Annotated in this window: 18 protein-coding genes; 8 read left to right on the top strand and 10 right to left on the bottom strand. The window is 39.4% G+C overall.

From position 1 onward, the window contains the following. Positions 1-181 precede the first annotated feature (181 nt). A complete protein-coding gene (locus BM015_RS16780) occupies positions 182-3,235 on the top strand; it encodes a SusC/RagA family TonB-linked outer membrane protein (RefSeq protein ID WP_090661250.1) in 3,054 nt (1,017 codons plus the stop codon). 18 nt (positions 3,236-3,253) lie between these two features. After that, positions 3,254-4,639, top strand: a complete 1,386-nt coding sequence (locus BM015_RS16775; RefSeq protein ID WP_177191944.1) for a RagB/SusD family nutrient uptake outer membrane protein — start codon at positions 3,254-3,256, stop codon at positions 4,637-4,639. A gap of 244 nt (positions 4,640-4,883) precedes the next feature. Here BM015_RS16775 and BM015_RS16770 read toward each other — a convergent pair whose 3' ends face one another. After that, positions 4,884-5,837 carry a methylenetetrahydrofolate reductase gene (locus BM015_RS16770; protein WP_090661242.1) on the bottom strand — a complete coding sequence of 318 codons (954 nt, stop codon included), beginning with the start codon at positions 5,835-5,837 and terminating at the stop codon, positions 4,884-4,886. Between the two features lie 206 nt (positions 5,838-6,043). On the opposite strand from BM015_RS16770, the gene BM015_RS16765 reads away from it, so the two are divergent. Further along, a complete protein-coding gene (locus BM015_RS16765; protein ID WP_090661239.1) occupies positions 6,044-6,478 on the top strand; it encodes a hypothetical protein in 435 nt (144 codons plus the stop codon). Positions 6,479-6,644: 166 nt separating this feature from the next. On the opposite strand, the gene BM015_RS16760 is transcribed toward BM015_RS16765, so the two are convergent. Then, entirely contained in the window at positions 6,645-7,430 is a 786-nt protein-coding gene (locus BM015_RS16760) for a M90 family metallopeptidase (protein WP_090661236.1), read from the bottom strand. Between the two features lie 38 nt (positions 7,431-7,468). Continuing rightward, entirely contained in the window at positions 7,469-7,858 is a 390-nt protein-coding gene (locus BM015_RS16755; RefSeq protein ID WP_090661233.1) for a DoxX family protein, read from the bottom strand. An 87-nt stretch (positions 7,859-7,945) separates the two neighbouring features. Here BM015_RS16755 and BM015_RS16750 point away from each other — a divergent pair, with 87 nt between their 5' ends. Continuing rightward, complete coding sequence (locus BM015_RS16750) at positions 7,946-9,550, top strand: Na+/H+ antiporter (protein ID WP_090661229.1); 1,605 nt, start codon at positions 7,946-7,948, stop codon at positions 9,548-9,550. A 150-nt stretch (positions 9,551-9,700) separates the two neighbouring features. Further along, positions 9,701-10,597, top strand: coding sequence for a citrulline utilization hydrolase CtlX (gene ctlX / locus BM015_RS16745; protein WP_090661226.1), 897 nt, complete (start codon positions 9,701-9,703; stop codon positions 10,595-10,597). 35 nt (positions 10,598-10,632) lie between these two features. Here the strand turns inward: ctlX and BM015_RS16740 are convergent, their stop codons facing one another. Then, complete coding sequence (locus BM015_RS16740; protein ID WP_090661223.1) at positions 10,633-12,570, bottom strand: ABC-F family ATP-binding cassette domain-containing protein; 1,938 nt, start codon at positions 12,568-12,570, stop codon at positions 10,633-10,635. A gap of 214 nt (positions 12,571-12,784) precedes the next feature. Between BM015_RS16740 and BM015_RS16735 the strand changes: the two genes are divergently transcribed. Further along, complete coding sequence (locus tag BM015_RS16735; protein WP_090661220.1) at positions 12,785-13,003, top strand: DUF2281 domain-containing protein; 219 nt, start codon at positions 12,785-12,787, stop codon at positions 13,001-13,003. Beyond that, positions 13,003-13,398: a type II toxin-antitoxin system VapC family toxin gene (locus BM015_RS16730; RefSeq protein WP_090661216.1), complete on the top strand. Its 396-nt coding sequence runs from the start codon at positions 13,003-13,005 to the stop codon at positions 13,396-13,398. Before BM015_RS16735 ends, BM015_RS16730 begins: the two co-directional genes overlap by 1 nt. Before the next feature lie 79 nt (positions 13,399-13,477). Here BM015_RS16730 and BM015_RS16725 read toward each other — a convergent pair whose 3' ends face one another. The 5 genes from BM015_RS16725 to BM015_RS16705 all read right to left on the bottom strand — a co-directional run bounded on the left by BM015_RS16725 (position 13,478) and on the right by BM015_RS16705 (position 19,816). Continuing rightward, on the bottom strand, positions 13,478-16,015 hold the full coding sequence (locus tag BM015_RS16725) for a DNA gyrase/topoisomerase IV subunit A (RefSeq protein ID WP_090661213.1): 2,538 nt from the start codon (positions 16,013-16,015) through the stop codon (positions 13,478-13,480). Positions 16,016-16,032: 17 nt separating this feature from the next. Beyond that, positions 16,033-16,491 (bottom strand): IS200/IS605 family transposase, encoded by a 459-nt coding sequence (gene tnpA, locus BM015_RS16720; RefSeq protein WP_090661627.1) that lies wholly within the window; start codon positions 16,489-16,491, stop codon positions 16,033-16,035. A gap of 388 nt (positions 16,492-16,879) precedes the next feature. Continuing rightward, a complete protein-coding gene (locus BM015_RS16715; protein ID WP_090661210.1) occupies positions 16,880-17,722 on the bottom strand; it encodes a DUF1835 domain-containing protein in 843 nt (280 codons plus the stop codon). A gap of 297 nt (positions 17,723-18,019) precedes the next feature. Beyond that, on the bottom strand, positions 18,020-18,643 hold the full coding sequence (gene rsmG / locus BM015_RS16710) for a 16S rRNA (guanine(527)-N(7))-methyltransferase RsmG (RefSeq protein ID WP_090661207.1): 624 nt from the start codon (positions 18,641-18,643) through the stop codon (positions 18,020-18,022). Positions 18,644-18,697: 54 nt separating this feature from the next. Then, entirely contained in the window at positions 18,698-19,816 is a 1,119-nt protein-coding gene (locus BM015_RS16705) for a glycosyltransferase (RefSeq protein WP_090661204.1), read from the bottom strand. 181 nt (positions 19,817-19,997) lie between these two features. Between BM015_RS16705 and BM015_RS16700 the strand changes: the two genes are divergently transcribed. After that, a complete protein-coding gene (locus BM015_RS16700) occupies positions 19,998-22,169 on the top strand; it encodes a carbohydrate binding family 9 domain-containing protein (RefSeq protein WP_245751467.1) in 2,172 nt (723 codons plus the stop codon). A gap of 412 nt (positions 22,170-22,581) precedes the next feature. On the opposite strand, the gene BM015_RS16695 is transcribed toward BM015_RS16700, so the two are convergent. Then, positions 22,582-23,076, bottom strand: a complete 495-nt coding sequence (locus BM015_RS16695; RefSeq protein ID WP_090661202.1) for a carboxypeptidase-like regulatory domain-containing protein — start codon at positions 23,074-23,076, stop codon at positions 22,582-22,584. Between the last annotated feature and the right edge of the window lie 803 nt (positions 23,077-23,879).

Raw genomic sequence — 23,879 nt, 5'->3', positions numbered from 1 at the left:
GAAATTTACCGCCCATTCCAGCATGCGCATGCAGCCCCTTTTTTTGTCCTTTGTAGATGGACAAGAAATTCAATCAGTTTTAATTGTGATTAACAACAAGCAACCTGATCATATTTTTTGCTGCGGGCGGAGATAATTCATTCAGCCGCCAATTAATTTTTAATTATCAATGATTCGATCTATGAAGTTTAAGCTTACACTGATGGCATTATTGCTGCTGGCTGCTGCACAGCTTAATGCCCAACAAACAAGAACAGTTAAAGGAACGGTTACAGATGCAGCTAATAATAACCCTTTGCCCGGCGTAACCATTAAAGCCGGCAATTCCAATACGCTCACGCAATCCGGCACGGATGGCAGTTTCTCCATAACTATACCGGAAGCCACGCAAACGCTGATTTTTTCTTATGTGGGTTATGCCGATGCCGAGGTTACGGTAAAAGACGAAATGAACGTGCAGTTAACCACCGCTGATAAAAGTTTGAATGAAGTGGTAGTGGTTGGTTATGGACAGGCAATTAAAAAAGAAATTACGGGCTCTATTGTCAAAGTCGGGTCAAAAGATATCCGCGATTTTCCGGCGCCTAGTTTTGAATCTGCTTTGCAGGGTAAAGCTGCCGGTGTTGTAGTGGAATCTGGCAGCGGCAAACTGGGGCAGGGCATTAAGGTAAGGATACGCGGCACATCATCCATATCTGCCAACAGCCAGCCTTTATACGTAATTGATGGGCTGCCGGTAACCAGTTCGAGTTTATCTGACCCCACTAATGATGCCAGCAACCCGCTTGCAGATATAAACCCCAACGATATAGAATCTGTGGAAGTGCTGAAAGATGCTTCTGCGGCGGCTATTTATGGGGCACGCGCTGCCAACGGTGTTGTATTGATAACCACCAAAAAAGGCCGCAACAATCAGAAAACAGTATTTGAATTAGATGCCAACACAGGTCTCAGCAATCCTGCACGTTTGCGCCATTTTTTAGATGGGAAACAATATGTTGACCTGTATAATATGGCTATAAAAAGCGATGCGCAGTATGATCTTGATAATGACATATCTGGTTACCCCGATCTTGAAACGGCCATAGCAGATTATACAGATGCTTATGCTACTTATGGTATTTCATTAAGTGATCTTGCCGGCGGGGCAGATTATAATAAAATAAATACAGATTGGCAGGGCTTATTGTATAACCGCAATGCGCCTTCCAATTCCATCAATCTTTCCGCAACAGGCGGCGATGCCAAAACACGGTTTTTTGCTTCCGGTTTTTATAATACGCAGGATGCCATTGTTATCAATAATAAATTTTATCGCTATGGCGGCAGGATAAACCTTGAACATAGCCCGACAGATAAATTATCTTTTGGTATCAATATAGCGATTGACCGTTCTCAACTTAACCGCGTTACAACCGATAATGCTTTTTCTACGCCGGGACAGTTGGTGGCCTTACCACCAATACAGCCTCTGTACGATCCTGAAACCGGTGAGTTGAACAACAACACTCTATATCCAAACAGCTTGTTTGATGCAAAATATAATTCAGACAGGCAGGTTTCCAACCGCACGGTAGGCAATGTATATGCAAACTATAATTTGTTGCCTTTTTTATCTTTCCGTTCAGAGTTTGGCGCGGATATATTAAACCTTTACCAGGAAGCTTTCCAGGATAAACGCACCACAGATGGCGCCGGTGTTGGCAAGGCCAATAATATTATCGCCTTATCCACATCATACAACACTAATAATTATTTCACTTTCACGCCAAAGCTTGGCGATAAGCATAAACTCAGTGCCGTACTGGGCATGAGTTATTTGCAGAACGATACAAAGCAATCGCTCACCAATGCAGAGCAGGCGCCATCCGGCAAAGTGCAAAACCTTAGTGGCGCAACATCCATTACGTTTGCAACATCCACCAACGACCGTTATAATTTCCTTTCTTATTTCTTAAGGGCTAATTATGTTTTCAATGATAAATACATGCTTACTGCCAGCGTGAGGGATGATGGCTCATCAAGGTTTGGGCCTAATAACAGGTATGGTATTTTTCCTGCTTTTTCAGCAGGCTGGGTGTTGAGCGAAGAAGATTTCCTGGCAAATAGCAATACACTTAGTTTCTTAAAACTAAGGGCAAGCTGGGGTTTAACCGGTAATGCTGAAATTGGTAACAATTCCTATTATTCTTTATATAACATCAGCAATTACCCTGAACTGCCGGGTTACATTGCTTCGCAAGTGCCCAATCCAGATTTGAGGTGGGAGAAAACTGCCCAATCTGATGTTGGCCTTGATTTCGGTTTCTTTAATAACCGCCTTTCCGGTGAAGTTGATGTTTATTATAAGAAGACATCAGACCTTTTACTTAATGTAAATATTCCTGCAACCACAGGTTACACCACCATTACAAAAAACCTGGGTAATATGGAAAATAAAGGCATTGAGATTGGTTTGAATGCAACTGCTTTCAGTACCAAAAATTTCAGGTGGAATATTGCCGTTAACGCTGCTTATAACAAAAACAAAGTGCTTGATATTGACGGCCAGATTATAGAAAGCGGTTTTAGCTTAACACAGCGTGCCGTAGAAGGCAAACCAATCGGCGAATTTTATGGCCAGAAATATTTGGGCGTTGATCCTGAAACAGGCGACGCACAATATCTTGGTGAAGATGGCAAGCCAACAACGGATTATGGCAGCGCTGCAAGGGTTACATTGGGCAATTCAAATCCTGACTGGACGGGTGGTATCACCAATACGCTTTCTTACAAAGGCATTGATCTTAGTTTCTTCTTTATGGCTGTGCAGGGCAATAAAGTGTATAATGCAGCAGGCACTTACCAAAGCTCCGGCTTTTACAATGGTTTTGATAATGAAACAACAGATATGCTGAAGGCCTGGCAAAAACCGGGGGATATAACAAACGTTCCCCGCATCGGATATTTTTATGCAACCGGATATGATAATTCTTCACGTTTCTTGTATAATGGTTCTTACATACGTTTAAAGAATGTTTCACTCAGTTATACTTTGCCTTCTTCGTTTGTTACGCGTTTGCACCTGAGTTCTTTAAGGTTTTATGCATCAGCATTCAACCTGTTAACCTTCACCAAATATCCAGGCGACCCGGAAGTGAATACGCAAACTACGGGCAATATTGGCGGCGGGCAGGATTTCTATACAATCCCGCAGGCAAAAACATTCACATTCGGTATCAATGCTAAATTCTAAAAAATTAAAATGAACGAAATGAAAACTTACAGATATATACTGGCCGCCCTGTTTTTTATAAGCTGCTTTGCCTGCAATAAAAAATTAGATGTGTTGCCGCAAAACAATGTAACAAGTATAGAAGATGGCGACGATGTTAAAGCCTTATTATATGGCAGCTATTCTTCTTTACAGGGCGCTTCAGGTTTTGGAGAGCGTTATATTTTTATTGCCGACCTGCTGGCTAATACAGACATGGTTGATTATGTTGGCTCTTTTTCAATTTATAAAGATATTTTAAACAAGAATCAAACGAGGGAATCAAGTATTGCCACCGGTATATGGACGAATTCTTACCTGCTTATTGAAGATATGAATATCGTATTGGATAAGCTGGACCTGGTGGATGAAGATGAACGTGATGCTGTGGCTGCAGAAGCTAAATTCATGCGTGGTGTTGCCTATTTTGAATTGGTGAACTATTTCGCACAACCTTATTCTGCTGGCAGCACAGGTTCCAATGCCGGCGTGCCGCTGGTGCTTGAGCCAACTTATATATACGATGAATCGAAGAATAAGCCTTCCCGCGCTTCCGTGGAAGATGTTTACCAGCAGGTAATTAAAGACCTTACAGATGCTGCTGATGGTTTGCCTGAAACGGCAGACAATGCGAGGGCAACCACTTATGCCGCGAAAGCATTCCTGTCAAGGGTATATTTAAATATGGGTGATTATGCCAAGGCGGCTACTATGGCAAACGAGGTAATTACTTCAGGTTATTTCACGCTTACTTCTACTTATAACCAGGCATTTAATAATCCCAGCAATTCGCCGGAAGATATTTTTGGCATACAGAACACAGCGCAAAGCAATGCAGGCACTTCAAATAATGGCCTCAGCACATTTTACCGCTATGCTTACGATGCCAATGGCAATGGCGCAGGCGGCCGTGGCGAAGCACAGGTGGATGCCAACTATTTTAATTATTTCGATGATCCAAACGACTTCAGGGCTGGCTTTGTTTCTGATGGTTACAGCATTACGGGTAACGGCGGCATTTATACTTTAAAATGGCTTACTTTTTATCGTGTTATTCCCGTAATAAGATTAGCTGAAATGTATTTAACAAGGGGAGAAGCCAACCTGAGAAAAGGAGGTGCACCTATTGGCGGCGTGGCGCCTCTGAAAGATATTAATATAGTAAGGGAACGTTCAGGCGCTGAAGATTTAGCAGGAGTAAACGGGCAGGATTTTGTGGATGAACGTTTTCGCGAACTGGCTTTTGAAGGCGACAGGTTATGGACTCTGAAGCGTTTGAAATCAGATGTGGGCGATTACAGTTATGACGATCCGAAACTGGTATTGCCCATTCCGCAGAGAGAGATTGATGCCAACAGCAATCTTACGCAAAACGAAGGTTATTAACGGGTGATTTTTTGAATTGCAGAAGCGCTTCAGCAATGAGGCGCTTTTTTATGCTGTATCTTCTTATGATAGAATTGTGCAATTATTAATCTGTCATTCACTGTGGTTTAGCCGGGGATGAACATTCAATATTCAATATGTAATAATCCCCGCCTGACGGACGGGCAGGAATGTATAATTGTAAGCACCTGCAAAATGATGTTGATTATTCAAAAAATAAACCCTGGCTCATATTCTTCTGCTGTTATACCAGTTTCTTCATTACATTTTGAATAACCCTTGGCTTACCCAGCGTGTAATAATGCAATACGGGCACACCAAATTTTTTTAATTCCCTGCTTTGCTGCACAAGCCATTCTGTGCCTACTTTTTCGCTGTCTTCATCCGTTTTGCAGCGCATGATTTCTTCTGATAATTCGGCAGGAATATCCACGTGAAAAATACGCGGCAATACTGATAGCTGTTTGCGGGAAGTGATGGGTTTAAGCCCGGGAATAATAGGAATATTAATATCGTTATCGCGGCATTTTTTTACAAAATCAAAAAACTTCTGGTTGTCAAAAAACATTTGTGTCATGATGAATTCTGCACCGTTGCAAACTTTTTCTTTCAGCCTTTGCATATCAATTTGCTGGTTGGGCGATTCAAAATGTTTTTCAGGATAGCCGGCCACGCCAATACAGAATTTTGTTTTACCGCCATCACGAATGTCATCGTCTAAATAAATGCCGCTGTTTAGGTTTACTACCTGTTTCAGCAGGTCTATAGCATAAGGGTTGCCATCTGGTTCCGGTTCAAATGATGCAGAGTTTTTATCAGCATCGCCGCGAAGCACCAGTACATTATCAATGCCCAAAAAGTTAAGGTCAATCAATGCATCTTCCGTTTCTCTTTTGGAAAAACCGCCGCAGATGATATGCGGCACTGCATCAATTTTATAATAGTTCATGATAGCGGCACAAATACCCACTGTGCCCGGTCTTTTGCGCACTTCCACTTTTTCAAAATTGCCATCGGCTTTCTTTTTAAAAGCTGTTTCGCTGCGGTGATAAGTAACGTTTATCCACGAAGGCTTAAATTCCATCAGCGGATCAAGATGGTCGTAAATTGAATTAATGCTCTTGCCTTTTAACGGCGGCAATATTTCAAAAGAAATAAGGGTGTCTTTTGCGTTGCTTATATGCTCTGTTATCTTCATCTTCAAAAAAAGTGGTGCAATATACAGGTGAATTGGCAAACGCCAATAACGGGCTTAAAGTGATAAACCAGCTTTTTATGTAAATTCAATAAAATATAAATTTACAGCCGGCTGACAAACCATGCTATTTCTACACCTGTACTAAGCTGCTTGGGATTAATTACTAGGAATGTGGATGCTATCACTAAACACAAAAAACGTACGTAATGGAACAGATACTTGATACAATTTTGCTTGAGTATGATAAAAGCACATTTATTATTGATTTAAGAAAACATTCGATTGGGCCATTGTATATAACTGTTGAACAAATTATTCACTTTGATAACAATTTAAATCTATCACAAAAACTAAAGATCAATCCTTCAATTCTTGATGATATTATTGATGTACTTATAAATTTAAAGGGAAAATTATCCGCAGGTAATAAAAAGGTTCCGTCTCAAAGATACTTCTCAAGTGAAAAAAAAGAAGAAGTGAAAAAGCGATATTTTAAAGGAATTTCAATAAAAGATTTATCACTCCAATTTGGATGCACTGAAAATATTATTGAGCTAATTCTTAGAAACGGCGGGATAGAAATAGTCAGTAATGAAGTTCCTAAAAATATAGGACGCTATAAGCGGAGACGTCGAAAATAAAGACAGCAAATAACATTCAATCTGACGCTATGAGGATTCTTGTTTGCTTCATAGAAGCATCCTTTGTAGTGGAATTATTGATAGTTCGAAAATCACTCTGGAAGAATGCACTGGTATTTCAATATTTGACTCGGCTAGAGTTGCGATTATTAATTATTTATGATAGTTATAATAGCTTTTCTGTTTCAGGGTTTTGATGAAATATTTTTGTCATCAGGTCAAACAATTCAGGATGATTTTTTTTGAATCGTTCAGGCGAGCCGAAAAAATATTCTGAAGCCACGGCAAAAAATTCTGCCTTATTGGTAGCGCCATAAATATTAATATCAGACTTTCCTTCCTTCATTTTTTCTATTTCTTCACTCATATATTTAAGCCAGGGAATAGTGTATTGCCTGCTCATAAGTTCTTCGGGAATGCCATCCGTATCGCCATCAGCTTTGTCAAGTAAATGCACAAACTCATGAATGCCTGTATTGCTTTTTGAAATTTCGTTGGCAAAGCCTTGCCGCAATGCAGGCTTTGATAATATCATCATTCTTTGCATGGCGCCTGTGCCAACCATGCCTAACACATTAGCGCTTTTTGCATTAACGGCAAATTCATCTTCACTAAAAGTTTCATCGTATAACAATACATCTGCGAGATTATAATAATGCCAGTTAAAGCCAAAGGTTGGTATAATAGCGCTTGATGCAACAAGCAATTTGTCAAGACTTGTTATTTCAGTGTTTACAGCATTGATGCGTGTGTATGAAAGAAAATCCTGTATGCGGCTTTCAAATTTTATTTTGTCAGCATCATTAAGATTCTTATAAAATGCAACATGTTCATTAAGCAGCGAACGGAAATTATCCGGCAGTATAAACCCGTTTTGCTTTCGTTTGCCGGAGCGCCATATAAGCGTGACAACAATGGGCATTACAATTAAAAAAATAATAAGTCCTGTCATTTCTGCCTGCTAAAAAATACAGTTATAAAATGGTTTTATTATTTGTTATGGTTATCTATGCAGAAGCTATTGCTGTTGATGAATTGCAGCAATACCACGAAGAATGCAATATGTATAAGTTGCGATGGCAGCACATCCCAGTTCTCAATCATTGTTGAACCGAAAATCAGCATTAGCATAACGAAGCTGCCGAGTAATAATGCCTGTTTGGTAAATAAACCCAGTATCAGCAGGATGCCGGTTATCAATTCAAGAAAAGGAAGTATATAACTGAATGGTATTACTATTGCCTGCGGCAGTATTGATTTTTCAAACTGGCCTGTCATCCATGTGCTGAAGGCGTTTAGCTTGAATATGCGCACAAAACCATGGCCAAACATGCTGATGCCAATGGATAGCCTTAGTATTAAATAACTGTATTTATTCATAGCTTGTAAAGTATTGTTTTTTTAATGGCCTGTATGATAAAAAATGAAATTATTATATCTTACCATCGCTAATACTTAAAAATATAAATGGAAAATATCATTCTTCTTTGCATAGGATTAATTGTGAGCGTATGCTTTTTAGTACTCATAGCCCAGAAAGTAAAAATAGCCTATCCTGTTTTTCTTGTGCTGGCAGGGCTTGTGGTTGGTTTTATCCCTGTTGTGCCAATCGTTCACATAGACCCACAGGTTGTATTTCTTGTAATACTGCCGCCTATTTTATATGATGCTTCACAAAATATGTCGCTGAAAGGTTTATGGAAATGGCGGCGCATTATTACCGCAATGGCATTAGGGTTTGTTTTGTTTACAGCCACTGCAGTTGCTTTTATAAGTTACTGGCTCATTCCGGGTTTTACATTAGCACAGGGTTTTTTATTAGGCGCAATTATTTCGCCGCCGGATGCAGCGGCTGCCACTGCTATTTTAAAATTTGCACCATTGCCCAAAAGCACTAAAGATATACTGGAAGGCGAAAGCCTCCTGAACGATGCAACGAGCTTAACACTTTTCCGGGTTGCGCTCGTAGCCATATCCACCAATCATTTTGTGTGGTATGAAGCAGCAGGCAGTTTTATTTGGGTAACAGTTGCTGGCCTTGCCATCGGGCTTGCATTTGGTTTTTTATTTTATATGGTGTATAAATGGCTGCCAACTACGGCGAATATAGATACCGCTTTAACGCTTGTAATACCCTATGCTATTTACCTCACGGCAGAAGAGTTTCATGTTTCAGGCGTGCTGGCCGTGGTAAGCGGCGGGCTGTATATAGCTTATCAAAACCATTTTGTGTTTTCACATAAAAGCAGGCTTAAATCGGGTGCTTTATGGTCTGCTATTGTTTTTATATTGAATTCAATTGTTTTCTTTCTTATTGGCCTGCAGTTCCCGGATATAGCCAAGGGCATACAAAGCCTGTCGTTTTTCAAAGCATTATCTATTGCTTTAATCATTTGCCTCGTGGTGATTTTTGCGAGAACCATTGCGGGTTTTTTTTCTGTAATATTCACAAGGTTCATCAGCCGGTATATAACGGTTGCTTATAATAAGCCGGGCTGGAGAAACCCGCTTGTTTTAAGCTGGGTGGGCATGAGGGGTGTTGTTTCACTCGCATCTGCATTGGCTATACCGTTTGCCGTTAACGGGCAGGCTTTTCCTAACCGCAATCTTATTTTATTTATAACATTCACAGTTGTTATTGTTACGCTGGTGGGCCAGGGGCTTGCTTTGCCCTGGGTTATAAGAAAGGTGAAGCCAGATGCCATTCCCGCAAATAAATCGGAAGATGAACAGATGTTTGAACTGGAAATTGCCCTGAATAAAACTGCTGTAACCAATATGCAAACTACATATAATGAGCATGTGGAAAAGAATATATTGCTGAAACAGAAGTACGAGTTTTTAAAACATAAAACGGATTTGTTATATAAAGCGAATGAAGGTGATGGCGCCCGCAAACAGGCTGTGGAAATGATAGCCCAATTTAAAGCGGTTATGCTTAATATTTCAGAGAAAGAGCGCTCTGTATTGCATTCTTTTCGAAGGCATCCTGATTTTGATGATGATATTTTAAGGCTTATTGAAAACAGGCTTGATCTTGAGGAAGAAAGCCTCGAAGGAAATGCAGAATAATTGTCAATATAATAATCTGCAATAAATCCGTTTTTTTTAGTAACTTTTAATATAAAGCATTTAAAACGGCTCCTTTATTGCTATTTCAACATCCAGGAGAATGCTGAGTTAAATTATCAATTGAAATTTAAACCTAAAAATTATTGACGTATGCAAAACACAAACACAATTTTAATGGTACGCCCGGTTGCGTTTGCTTATAATGCAGAAACTGCGGTTAATAATAAATTCCAGGCGGCGGGCAATGCAGAAGCTGCGCAGGTAAAAGCATTGGTGGAATTTGATGCTTTTGTTGACAAGCTGCGTGAAAATGATATTGAAGTTATTGTTGTGGATGATACGCCTGAGCCACATACGCCCGATTCTATTTTCCCCAATAACTGGATATCATTCCATAACGGCACTATTGTATTATATCCCATGTATGCAGCCAACCGCCGTGCCGAAAGAAAACAGGCCGTGCTGGATATGATCAATGATAAATTCAATGTAACCGAAACGATTGACCTGACCGGTTATGAAACGGAAAATACATTTCTTGAAGGAACAGGCAGCATGGTTTTAGACCGTAAAAATAAAATTGCTTATGCATGCCTTTCTGAAAGGACCAGTAAAACTGCGCTGGAAGATTTTTGTGCGAAGATGAATTATAAGCCGTGCAGTTTTACAGCAACTGATGCGAACGGGAATGTAATTTATCATACCAATGTTATGATGAGTGTTGCAGACGAGTATGTAATTATTTGTCTTGAATCGATTAAAGACACGGATGAGCAAAGCAATGTTGTGGCAACTATAGAAAAAACAGGTAAAGAAATATTGCCTATTTCTTTTGAGCAGATGAACCGCTTTGCGGGCAATATGCTGCAACTGGAAAATAAAAAAGGAGAGAAGATATTGATAATGTCGGAGCAGGCGCATAAATCGCTTACGTATGAAGAAATAAGTAACCTTCAAAAATATAACCGCATTGTTTATTCAAAACTTGATACGATTGAAATGAATGGCGGCGGCAGTGCAAGATGTATGATTGCGGAAGTGTTTTAAAACTGTCAACCGTCAACTGTTGACAGTCAACCGTTTTATTCCGCCTGCATTATTCTTTCAAATAATAATTCATATTCTTTGTTGGCAGCGGCTATCTTCTGCTGAACGGTTTTATAACGTTCTTCCAGTTCAACAAACTTCGTTCTGTCTGCATAATATTCAGGATTGGCCAAATCGCTTTCAATATTTGTTTTTTGCTGGTTTAATTCATTCAAATGCGCTTCTGCCTTACTGAATTGTTTTTGCAGTTTCTGTAATTCTTTTTGCTGTTCCCGGTTAACCGTTGACTGTTTATTGTTAACCGTTGGCCGCTCACTGTGGACTGTTGAGGGTTGAGTGTTGACCGCTGACTGTTTATTGTTAACCGCTGACTGCTTCATCCTTTCTTTCCATTGCACATATTCTTCATAACTGCCTTTAAATTCTTTTATTTCATGGTCAACAATTTCCCATATTTTATTGGCTGTTTTAGAAACAAAATACCTGTCGTGGCTTACCAGGATATAACTGCCTTCATATTTATTTAAAGCTTCACTTAACAATTCAACGCTATGAATATCCAGGTGGTTGGTGGGCTCATCCAATAATAGAAAATTTGCTTTGCCTGCAATAACTTTCGCCAGTGCAACCCTTGCTTTTTCGCCACCGCTTAATACGCGTATTTTCTTTTCTACATCATCACCGCTAAACAAAAAACAACCTAATAATGTTCTTAATTCAAGTTCTGTTTTACCGCTGCCGCACAACATCATTTCTTCAAGAATGGTATTGTTCAGGTCTAATGCTTCCAGTTGATGCTGGGCATAAAAACTTTCATCAACATTATGGCCCCAGTTTCTTTCGCCTTCAAAAACTTCAGTACCGGCAATCATTCTTAAGATGGTTGATTTACCTTTTCCGTTGGCGCCTATCAATGCAATTTTATCACCACGGTCAATTTCAGCGCCGGTATTTTCTATAATGAGATTATTGCCGAATTGTTTTGTTGCATGTTTAAGCGATGCCAGTATTTTCCCCGGCTGCTTATCAACCCTGAAATTAATTTTAAGATTGGGCCTTTCAATTTCAACATTTTCTATCTTATCAAGCTTATCTAATTTCTTCATTAAACTTTGCGCCATTGCTGCCTTACTGGCTTTGGCGCGAAAGCGTTCAATCAAACGTTCATTCTGGCGTATATAATCCTGCTGGTTTTCATAAGCACGCTGCTGAATTTCTATGCGTTGTTCTTTTTCTGTTTCATAATAATCGTAATTGCCTGAATAAATATGCAGTTGCTGCTGGTACAGTTCAACAATTTTTGTAACCATGCGGTTCAAAAAATATTTATCGTGGCTTACTATTACAACACTGCCTTTATAATGCGTTAAATATTTTTCCAGCCATTCAATGGAAGGTAAATCCAGGTGGTTGGTAGGTTCATCCAGCAACAATAAATCCGGTTGCTGCAATATCATTTTTGCAAGCAGCACGCGCATGCGCCAGCCACCGCTGAATTCTTTGTAAGGCCGCTTTAAATCCTCGTTTACAAAACCAAGGCCCTGCAAAACCTCTTCTGTTTTATGATGAATATCGTAGCCGCCAAGCACTTCCAACTCGTGCAGTTTATCAGAATAAATCAATAATGTTTTTTCGTCTGACGTTTTTTCAAGCTCGTTCCCTAAATCTTCAATTTCCTTTTCAAGCTGTTTAATTTTTTCGAAAGCGCTAAGCGCCACATCAAGGATAGAGTCGTTGGTGTCGAAGCTTAAAAGGTCCTGGTGCAGGTAGCCCACAGATGTATTGCGGCTGCGTTCAACCGTTCCGGCAGAAGGCTGGTATTCGCCTACAATTAATTTTAATAAAGTTGATTTGCCGGTGCCGTTATAACCAATCAAACCAATGCGTTCGCCCGGCTGTATGTGCCAGGTTGCATCTTCTACAATAATTCTTGAACCAAATTCAAACGTTACATTATTAAAACCTGCGAGCATTGCTAATTTTTAAATGCGCAAAGCTAACGGCAATAGCCAAGTTTTTCAAGAAGTGTATTAAAGTATTGCGTTAAAACCGTGGTGTTTAAATATTTTAGGCTTTCAGCTCCTTTGCTTTTTAGTAAAAAACTAAAAGAATGCTACTGCATACCCTTCAGGAATAAGCTATTTTCAGAAAATTTATAAATGCTAACTTTACTGGAAACGAAATATTATGTTATCCACTATAAAAGGCGTTTACAACAAAGGGCAAATTATTTTGGAAGAACATCCTGAAATAAATAAACCGGTGGAAGTACTGGTGACTTTTACTGAAGATATTCATAAGAATAATGAAAAAAAACCACTGGTTTTTGGTGCACTAAAAGGTAGTGTTTTATATATGGCGCCTGATTTTAATGAACCTCTTGAAGACCTTGAAGATTATATGTAATGGATTTATTGCTTGATACCCATGCACTAATATGGTTTCTGGAAGGTGATGCTTCACTTTCGGAAACAGCCCGCAAAGCAATTGAAAATATAGTAAATAAAAAGTACATAAGCATTATTTCCTTTTATGAGATAGCCATTAAGCTGAAAACAGGAAAGCTTAAACTCCGCCAGCCATTAAACAATTATTTTCAAAGTGCACTTAGCTACGATATTGTTGTACTGCCTATCAATGAAAAATATCTTTCTGAATACGATAACATCCCGCTTTTCCCTGTCCATAAAGACCCGTTTGACAGGCTGATTATAGCCACAGCTGTTGTTGAAAAATTGGAGATTATTACCATCGATGAAAAGTTCTCCAATTACCATGAGCTTGTTTCTATAGTTTGGTAAGTTTAAATTATTAACAAGCCATAGAACCTGCAAATATTTAGCATTATTAAATAGCGGCAATAATTTATGAATCAGATTCTCATTCAAACAAACTCTGTTGTGCATTGGCGCCGTCAGCCGGTTCCACCCAATGCATTTTTACAGACTTGCTGTAGTCTTCAAACCTTGTTCCCACGGCTTTCCAGCCCGTAACTTCTATATTCTTTCCAATCTTATATTTTATTTTTTGCGTTTGTGCGCCGCGGCCTTTTTCAAAATATAAAACGGGATCATCGGTTGTAGTTACCGTTTCCAGTTCCACATGCTTGTCTTCTTTTATAAAGAAAAATTTATTGTGCAGCGTTGATGTTTCAATCTTAAAACGCTTTACAAAATATTGTTTCTTGTCAAGATCGGCATATACGGCAGTAATAATTTTTTCGGGTTCAAACTTTTCTATCCATGCTATTTTATCTGCATCAAAGCGTTGCGTTAATTCGAGATCAGTAAGTTCGTAACTGCCATCTTTATAAAGAACGAGAATTTTATCTTCTGCTTCAAAGCTACCTAATAAAACACCTTTCTCATCACCATTCAACCTCCCGTAAACATTATCAAACCAAAGTTTTCTGCCGGCTAAAGTGGCTGTGCCTTTTTCTTTAAATTTTACTGTGCGCACAGGATATTTTGTAACCTGGTTGCCCATGCTGCCGCGGCCTTTTATATCAAGCGTTTCAAAATAAAAATCAAATTCTTTATTGCGTGCCGAACAGTTAGGGCTCAGCGTTATTTTCACCACTTCAGCTTCGCCATTAGGATTAACGGATAAATATTGCACCTTGCTTTTATCGCTGCCTTTGGTAAGGTCGTATTCCTTATCGCGTGTAACAGCGGTTACATTAAAGCGTTTGGCATAGCTGGTGCCGGTTTTACCATCGGTGTAAATCATATTGTAAGTGGTGCGGTCATCATTTTTTAAGAAGACGGCTGCATGCAAAATATCTTTGCCAATAAAACTTTTATCAGCCACTTTTATCACTTTCATAATACCACGTTTGGTGAAAGCAATAATGTCATCAAACTCAGAACAGTCGCATAAAAATTCATCCCCGCCTGACTGATCAGATCGGGCAGGTTTCTTTAAACCTGTGCCTATAAAACCTTCTTCGCGGTTGATGTATAATTTAGTATTGGCAATAGCCACCTGCTTTGCCTGTATGGTATCAAATGGTTTTATTTCGGTTTTGCGTTCACGGCCTTTACCATATTTTTTTAAAAGATTTTCGAAGTAGGCTACTGCAAAATCAATAAGGTTGTCCAGGTCATGCTTCACCTGTTTAATATCTGCTTCAATACCTTTTATCTGTTCATTCAGTTCATCTATATCAAGCCTGTAAATACGGCGGACAGGTTTTTCTGTAAGCTTTAAAATATCTTCTTTTGTTACGGCGCGTTTTAATTTCTTTTTAAAAGGATCGAATGCTTTATCGATGGCTGCAATTACTTTATCCCAGGTTTCATGTTTCTTTTCAAGCTCTTTATAAATCTTTTCTTCAAAGAATATTTTTTCGAGTGAAGTGTAATGCCATTTATCTTCAAGCTCGCCAAGCTTTATTTCAAGTTCACGCTTTAAAAGGTCTTTTGTTTTATCAACAGAAATTTTAAGCAGGTCGTGAACGCTGACAAACCTTGGCTTTTTATCAACAATCACACAGGCATTGGGCGAAATGCTTATTTCGCAATCGGTGAATGCATACAACGCATCAATCGTTATATCAGGCGAAATACCTGATGCGAGTTCAACCAATATCTCCACATGCTTTGCCGTAGCATCTGTAACCTTTTTTATTTTGATCTTTCCATGGTCGTTTGCTTTTACAATAGAATCCATTAAGGTTGATGTGGTAATACCATAAGGAATACTTTTTATGATGAGCGTTTTTTTATCACGTTCTTCAATGGCTGCACGCACACGAATTTTACCGCCGCGTTTTCCTTCGTTATAATTGCTTGCATCCATCATGCCGCCTGTTTGAAAATCGGGCAGTAATTCAAATTTTTTACCACGCAAATATTTAATAGACGATTCGCATATTTCAATAAAATTATGCGGCAATATTTTGGTGGATAAACCAACAGCAATGCCTTCTGCGCCCTGCGCCAGCAACAATGGAAATTTCATGGGCAGCGTAACCGGTTCCTGCTTTCTTCCATCATAACTCAGTTGCCATTCAGTAGTCTTTGCATTGAAGGCAACTTCTAATGCAAACTTGCTTAAGCGTGCTTCAATATATCTTGGGGCAGCGGCATCATCGCCGGTTCTTACATCGCCCCAGTTTCCCTGTGTTTCAATGAGCAATTCTTTTTGCCCCATATTCACCAATGCATCGCCAATGCTGGCATCGCCATGTGGATGGTATTGCATGCTTTGGCCAATGATATTCGCTACTTTATTAAAACGGCCATCATCCATTTCCTTCATAGCATGCAGTATGCGGCGCTGCACGGGTTTTAACCCGTCTTCCACCGCCGGTACTGCACGTTCAAGAATTACGTACGATGCATAATCCAGGAACCATGTTTTGTATTGGCCCTGCACTCCTGTTTCGTTTGTTGTAACATTTTTTTGTTCTGCCATTTGTATATAATTAATTTCTAACCGCAAAATTCAAATAAATATTTTTCATCATAGTCAATGTTGAACTTTACAAGAAATTCAACATATTCTTCTTTAAAAGTTTTCTTTTTATGATGTTCAGGTTGGTTCAAAATATAGTTGATTACTTTATCAAGAGAAGATTTTGAATAACTGAAAGCGCCATATCCTTGTTGCCAGTGAAATTGATTCAGCCAATTTTTTTCTGTAATGAAATTGCAGGATGAATTTTTTATTTCTTTTACAAGATCTGATATAGACTGAGCCGGATTGAGCCCTGTTAAAAAATGAATATGATCCGGCATGCAATAAATAGCCAACGGTTTATGATTGTTATTGCGCACGATGCCGCAAATATATTTTTCCAGTTCATCCCGGAATGATTCTTTAATAAAATTATGCCTGCCTTTAACAGCAAAAACCAATTGAATATACAGTTGTGTAAAGGTATCTGGCATGGTTGATAAAGATGCAGCTTCTCCGAAACCGTAATTTAAAAAAAACATATTATTGCTACAAAGATATGGCTCCTCCGGAGCCGGGGGATATTACAACCTTAATCGTTTTCGTGCGTAATGTTACGTTGTTCAGTTGTCCTGAAAGAGCAGTGCTTTTTTGGAAGCTCCAAATACGATTAAGGTCAGGTAATTGGTATGAAGTCATTTTTATAGATAAACTATTTGCTCGTGTTCAATGATGCTTTATTTAATTGCTCTGGAAGAGCAGCATCTTTGTGGCAATGTGATTATAGATTAAAACCGCTCCGGAGGAGCGGCATCTTCCCGTCCAACTAAAACATATCAGTCATAAACATTACAGCCTCTTCAATCTTAATAGGCTTCATGTTTATGCGTTTATATCTACTTCTTTACTTATTTCTTCCGCAGCGCCCGGTAATTTCAGGCTTATTTCTTTCCAGCCATTATTCCAATTGCCACTCAATTCTATTTTTCCATCATTAATTAATTCTTTCATACGCCAGGCTAAAAATGCATCGCCGGTATGCACTTTCATTTTAGTAAACAAAGTTTGAAATATTTTATTCAGCTTTTGCGCATCTTTAGTTAATGCGGCTATGATCTTATCATCGTAATAAGAAACTTCCCTGCTGATAATTTTTTTGCCACCATCCAATGTTCTCACCATGCCATTTTCACTGCATAATTTTTTCCATTCGTCGCCGTCTAATTCAAACTCACTTATGGTTACAGGCCTTGCCAATTTCTTTGCTTTAATAAATTCTTTTGGCGGTATTTCAGATAAATTAACAGGATAAAAAATGCTTCCCTTATCATTTATAAACGGAAGGTTATTTAATGAAAGAATATGAATGCGGCTTTCAAATTCTTTCAGTTGATTTATTAACCAATAATAACCGCAAACATCATGTTGATTAGGCGCCATCCATATCCACGCCTGTTCTGCTTCGTCTTTTAATTTTTCCTGCAACTGGTGTGTGGTGAGCTTATCATCAACTATATCCAATTGTTCAGTATAAGGCGAGTTTTCCAATACTTTTTTCCACCAGTCACGACGGTTTTGATAGCCTTCTGTTTCATAAATATCCGCAATTGGCCCCACGGCAAAATCATCTTTTATATGAAGGATTTCGCCCTGCAATGTTGCATCCAGTTCAATGGCTTTTTGCAATGTTTCAATATCTGCCTGTTGAAAAACGATATGTATCATACTCCTGCTCCCTAAGGAAATTTATTATGTAATAATTTTATTTTACCGCTATACTATTAGCCTGGCGGAGGGTTAAAAAAACTTGCGGCGCCAAATGGCTGATAGATTTTTGCAGGGTGCTAAAGTAATGGCATAGCAGGTAAGAAAACCTGTAAATGTGCATTTGTTGATAAAAATCCTTTATACCTGTGGGTTCTTTTTTGTTTGCGGGTAATGCAATAAATAATAAAAGTTAAACAGTTCAAAAAAATAATTATGCTAAAGATGGTTTATTCGAGGTGAATATTTGAACTGCATTTACAACTTCACATACAGCATATATTTCTCTTTAAAATAGTCTTCTTTAAAAATACTTTCCAGCGAAACAAGGTTGGGTTTTAAACCGCTTTCAGAAATTTCCTGTGCAAGATCACCGCCTTTTAAACAAATAAGGCCATTGACAAAATCATTTTTATTATTTTTTTGCAGTAGAGGTTTGCTCCATTTCCAAAGCTCTTTTAATGGGGCAACGGCACGGGAAACAGCAAAGTCGAATTTACGGTTTTTTATTTCTTCGGCCCGAATATGCTGCGTTGTTACATTCTTTAACCCGATGGCTTCAGCAACCGCTTCAACCACTTTCAATTTCTTGCCAATGCTGTCAGCCAAATGAAATTGTACTTCAGGAAAATAAATAGCTAATGGTATGCCTGGAAAACCGCCGCCGGTGCCAATATCAATTACCGAACTGCCATCAGCAAATTCAAAAGCGGCTGCAATGCTTAAAGAATGCAATACATGCTTAAGGTATAAATGTTCAATATCTTTTCTCGATATCACATTTATCTTTTCATTCCAGTCGCTGTACAGGTTTTGCAGTTGCTCAAACTGCTTAAGCTGCATTGGTGTAAAATCTGAAAAATATTGCGTAATGTATTCCATTCAAATTATTGTAAAGCCGGCAAAGAATGCTGAAATGTTTTGCTTAATCAAACATTAATCCCATTTGCGTGCAGGCTTTCTGAACAGCGAAGGGAAGAAGAATAGATTATATATGAACATCCATGCGTCAAATACAAAAAAGTAAGCAAACAAGTCTGCTTCGTTTAAACGCTTCATGGTTTTGTACCAGATAAAGGCCTGAACAGCTAATCTTATTACAAAAATGCCAACTGCAATATACCAGTTAAAGAATATAGCGGTTGCTACAGTTAATGGATAAATTATGGTTTGAAGGGTAGCATATACTGAAAGCAAACGTTTATGGCCGGGCTTATAAAATTTTGCCGTTGTATAATGCCGGTTCTTTTGCTGCATCCAGCTATTCCATGTTTTGTGCGGTTCGCTTAACGTGTGCGCTTCCTGGTCAATAACAATGGCCGTATTGTTTTTGGTGGCAACCATGTTGATGAAAAGATCATCGTCGCCGCTGGGTATATGATTGATGGTTGAAAAACCTTTATTGGCCAGGAAAGTATTTTTTCTGTACGATAGATTTCTTCCCACACCCATATACGGTTTGCCGGCCAGTGCATAAGAGAAATATTGCAGCGCTGTATGAAAGGTCTCAAAACGTATGAGCTTATTTAAAAAGCCCGGGTATTTTTTATAAGCGCCATAACCCAGTACTATTTCAATGCCCGGCGCATAACCATCCTGCATTTTTTCAAGCCAGTGCTCGCTTGCAGGAATGCAATCGGCGTCTGTTAATAAAACAATTTCATGTTTAGCTGATTTTATACCAACAGACAATGGAAACTTTTTGCCAGGAATGCCTTTAGCTTCCTGTTTAAGCGGTATAATGGTAAGGTTTTTAAAACCGCGCTGAAATTCTTCCAGTATAAATTTTGATTCATCGGTTGAATTATCGTTCACTACAATTACTTCATGCGTGGTACGGTAATCCTGCACCAGTATGCCGGGCAGATTATTCACCAGGTTTTCAGCTTCATTCTTTGCACAAATAATAATAGAAACAGGATATTGCTGCGAAGCAGCTTTGTCTTTAGGGTTATACTTAACCAGTTTATAAAAAAAATGGAGGTAATACCAAACTTGCACAAGCGCCACAATTGCCAGCAGGAACGGAAAAATATATGTGTAATTAAAGGCCATTTAAACAAAAATAGCTACCTGCCGTAAATTGTAATTAAAGAGTTTTTCGAATTGTGGATAAGTTGGGAAAGCCCGGTGTTAAAGAATCAGGCATTTGGGACTGAATAGTGGATGAAGTACATTCAAAGCCGATTTAAAACAACTAATAGTATTTTCGCCCTCTTTAATGCAAAACCAATACTTGAAAAAATTTTTTACGCTGCCGCTTTTGTTCTGCTTTTTTTATTCGTTTGCTCAAAAGAAAAATGAGGCTTATCAATATCATATTCATCGTGCTGCATCACCCATTGTTATTGATGGCATAATGGATGAAGATGCCTGGCTGCAGGCGCAAACGGCCACCGGTTTTTTTATGGTATTGCCCATGGATACCAGTAAGGCGCAGGTGCGTACCGATGTGAAAATGACTTACGACGATCAGAATATTTACCTTATTGCCGTTTGTTATAATGCACTTCCCGGCCCTTATATGGTGGAATCGCTGCGGCGCGATTTTAATTTTGGCAAGAACGATAATTTTCTTTTGTTCATGGACCCTTTCGACGACCAGACAAATGGTTTTTCTTTCGGCGCCAATGCTGCAGGTGCGCAGTGGGACGGCATTATGTATGAAGGCGGCGCTGTTGACCTGAGCTGGGATAACAAATGGTATTCTGCCGTAAAAAATTATCCTGATAAATACATATTTGAAGCGGCTATTCCTTTTAAAACCATCCGTTATAAAAAAGGTATAACAAGATGGGGCATTAACTTCAGCCGCAACGATCTTAAAACCACGGAGAAATCGAGCTGGACGCCGGTGCCGCGGCAATTTCCCACAGCTTCACTTGCTTATACGGGTGTGCTGGTTTGGGACCAGCCGCCGCCTGAAGCCGGCCTGAATGTTTCCGTTATTCCTTATGCGCTTGCCGGCTCTGAAAAAGATTTTACCACGCACAGCAAAACCGATTATCGCGGCGATGTTGGTGCGGATGTAAAGATCGCCCTTACCTCTTCGCTCAATTTAGACCTTACCGTGCATCCCGATTTTTCGCAGGTGGAAGTGGATAAGCAGGTTACCAATCTCAGCCGTTATGAATTATTTTTTCCTGAAAGAAGGCAGTTCTTTTTAGAGAACGGTGATCTGTTTGCCAACTTTGGTTACGACGATATCAGGCCTTTTTTCTCCCGCAGGATTGGTTTAGGCGTGCCGATAAAATATGGCGCCAGGTTAAGCGGGAAGCTAAACAAAGACTGGCGTATCGGCGCCATGTATATGCGCACGGGGAAGGTGAATGACCTTGATCTTCCCGACCAGAGTTTTTCTGTGGTGGCTTTGCAGCGGCGTGTGTTCTCACGTTCAAACATCCGCTTTCTTTTTATTGATAAAGAGTCGTTGAATTATCATCCCAACCCCGATTCTGTGAAATATTTATACCAGGCTTTTAACAGGAACATAGGGTTTGAATATAACCTTGCTTCTTCCAATAATATGTGGACGGGGAAAGCTTTGTTTTTAAAATCGTTCAGCCCCGGTAAAAATTCCAGGGATTTTGTTCATGCGGCCAACCTTCAATACAGCAGCAAATATTGGTTGTTGCTATGGCGGCACGAGTTTGTTGGCAATAATTATATGGCCGAAGCGGGTTATGTGCCGAGAAGAAATTTTATTAAGTTAAACCCGCAGGTAACGCGTTATTTCTTTCCCAAATCAGGTATTGTTTTAAGCCACGGGCCACAACTGAGTTCCATTAATTTCTTTGATGATAAATTTCATCAAACCGATAACCAAAACACTTTGTCTTACCTGGTAACCTTCAGAAGTAAGGCAACTTTTACCGGCCTTGTTAGCCATGATTATGTACGGTTGCTGCAACCTTTCGACCCCACCAATCTTGGTAAAGATTCTTTACTGGCGGGCACAAAACACCACTGGAATACGGCAGGTTTTGATTTTGTTTCGCAGCCTCAGCAGCTATTTACTTATACCTTGTCTGCCCGTGCAGGCGGCTATTATGCAGATGGCGCTTACCGCAATGTTGCAACAGAATTGGGATACCGTTTTCAACCTTATGTAAGTATTGCTTTAACCGGGAGTTATAACAATATAAAACTGCCGCAGCCCTGGGGCAATACCACGTTTTGGCTGGTGGGCCCGCGGCTTGATATTACGTTTACCAACAAGCTTTACTTCACCACGTTTATTCAATATAATGAGCAGCTCAAAAACATAAACCTTAATACGCGGTTGCAATGGCGTTATAGCCCGGCATCTGATTTTTACCTGGTATATACCGATAATTATTACCCGGCGCCGTTTTCCGTAAGAAACCGCGCTTTTGTTTTAAAGTTTAATTATTGGTGGAATTTATAAGAATGGGCTTGCCGCCTTGCCTGTGCTGGTTAGAGAAACATAAATAATTACCGCCGGGATGTTATTTTACATATTGCGAACCCTATTCTAAAAAATTGGGATGCCACTTTCCAACCGGGAAAGGAAAGTGGCAGAAGATATTTGTATAGCAGTGCAAGATTTTATTATAACAAAAAATGCCTGACTGAATTAGCGCAGAAATAATTGAAGGCTAAGCGAAGTTTCAAACTTCGTTTATTGCATTGCTGTAAGCTTAATAAAAGTTGAAAACTTTAAAATAGATGCGGCGAAGTTGAAAACATTCGCCGAGACATCCGAACACTTCACCGAGCTGGGGCAACACCGGCAACCGTAGGTTCCGTTCAACAGCGCTTTCATTGTTCGTCCTGCGGACGCAACGAAAGCTTAGTTATTAGGTGCTGGGCATTCGTGTCCTTGCTTTATGTCTTTCTATCATTTCCTTTTTGTGAGAAATAAACTTTTCAATGTAACAGGGTTTATCTGTTTTGAAAATCCCTTTTGCAAATGCAGATTGATGAAGTCCAGGTAATTTGTCAAACTCTTTTTTCCGAAGTCTGTCCACTTTTGCTGGCGACATAAAATCATATGTCGCCGCAAGTTGAAGAATGATTTCAAGGTTATTACAGTCGCTTAATAAATCAAGACTTTTCCATTCCATACCGACACCGGCAACTATCAATTCTTTTGTGTCCAAGGGAACGGTTATATTGAAATTTCCGTTGCTGTCACTTTTTGCCAAGAGTACAGTATCAGCTCTGAAAATACTTACTTGAGCAAGTGGATTAAATTCATTGTCAATTATCTTACCTGTCAAAGTGCGTGTCTGCCCTGAGACTTGTGTCACAAGAAGCAGTGCAATAAAAGTAATAATTGCTTTTGATGTCATGATTGATAATAGAAGGCTGTTTTGCCTTGCACCTAACGTTCGAGTATTGCTGCAGGTGGGGGATTCATTGAAAGTCCAGCCCGGAACAAATGCCGATTGAAAAACTGCTGATGAAGATAACAACTAAAAGCTAAATTACTAACGTCCAGCCCGAACAAAAGACGAGACACCAAAAGTTGACGAACGTTTTCCGTCTGCCCGCATTTTTGCCAACCTGATGTTGCACGCCGCAATCCGCTCCTGGCAGAGAAAATGGTAGATCAGTAATGCTTTGAGGGTATGGGTCGACGGAAACTATTGTATAGGGACTGGTTGAATTTTGTTTGTCTATAGCAAAACATAATAAAAAAACAATGAAGCCAAGCCTGCTGAATTTAATGAGCGTTGGGTCTGACTGTCAGCAACTTACTATTTTTCAATGTCAAACAAAATATGATCAGTAAAAAGGCTATTAGAAACGGTCTGCCGCAACCTGTATAAAAACTTGCAACAACTTGCCTATATAAATCGTGTCATGGTAGCGCCGGCAAAGCTGAAAGCATTCCTATAGTTTAGCATCTGCCATTTTCGTTAATGTCTGCCGGAAACTGCCCGTCTGCATATGATCTATATAAAAACCCACTTCGCTTATTGTCCTGTGTCTACTGAAAAAAAACTATATTTTATCGGGCAGTGCGTCCTATGTCCTGCCGCAAAGGGCTGTCCGGGTGTAAGCTTCCCCAAAAACAGTACGTTTTGAAAGTAGACAGTAAAGTTTAATTTTAAAACGTAAGAAATGAAAAAAAGCACATTCAGTCCTGCGC

The organism is Parafilimonas terrae (assembly GCF_900115755.1).
GTDB lineage: Bacteria > Bacteroidota > Bacteroidia > Chitinophagales > Chitinophagaceae > Parafilimonas > Parafilimonas terrae.
The sequence above is the reverse complement of the archived record's forward strand: the minus strand, read 5'-3'. Positions and strand labels throughout refer to the sequence as shown.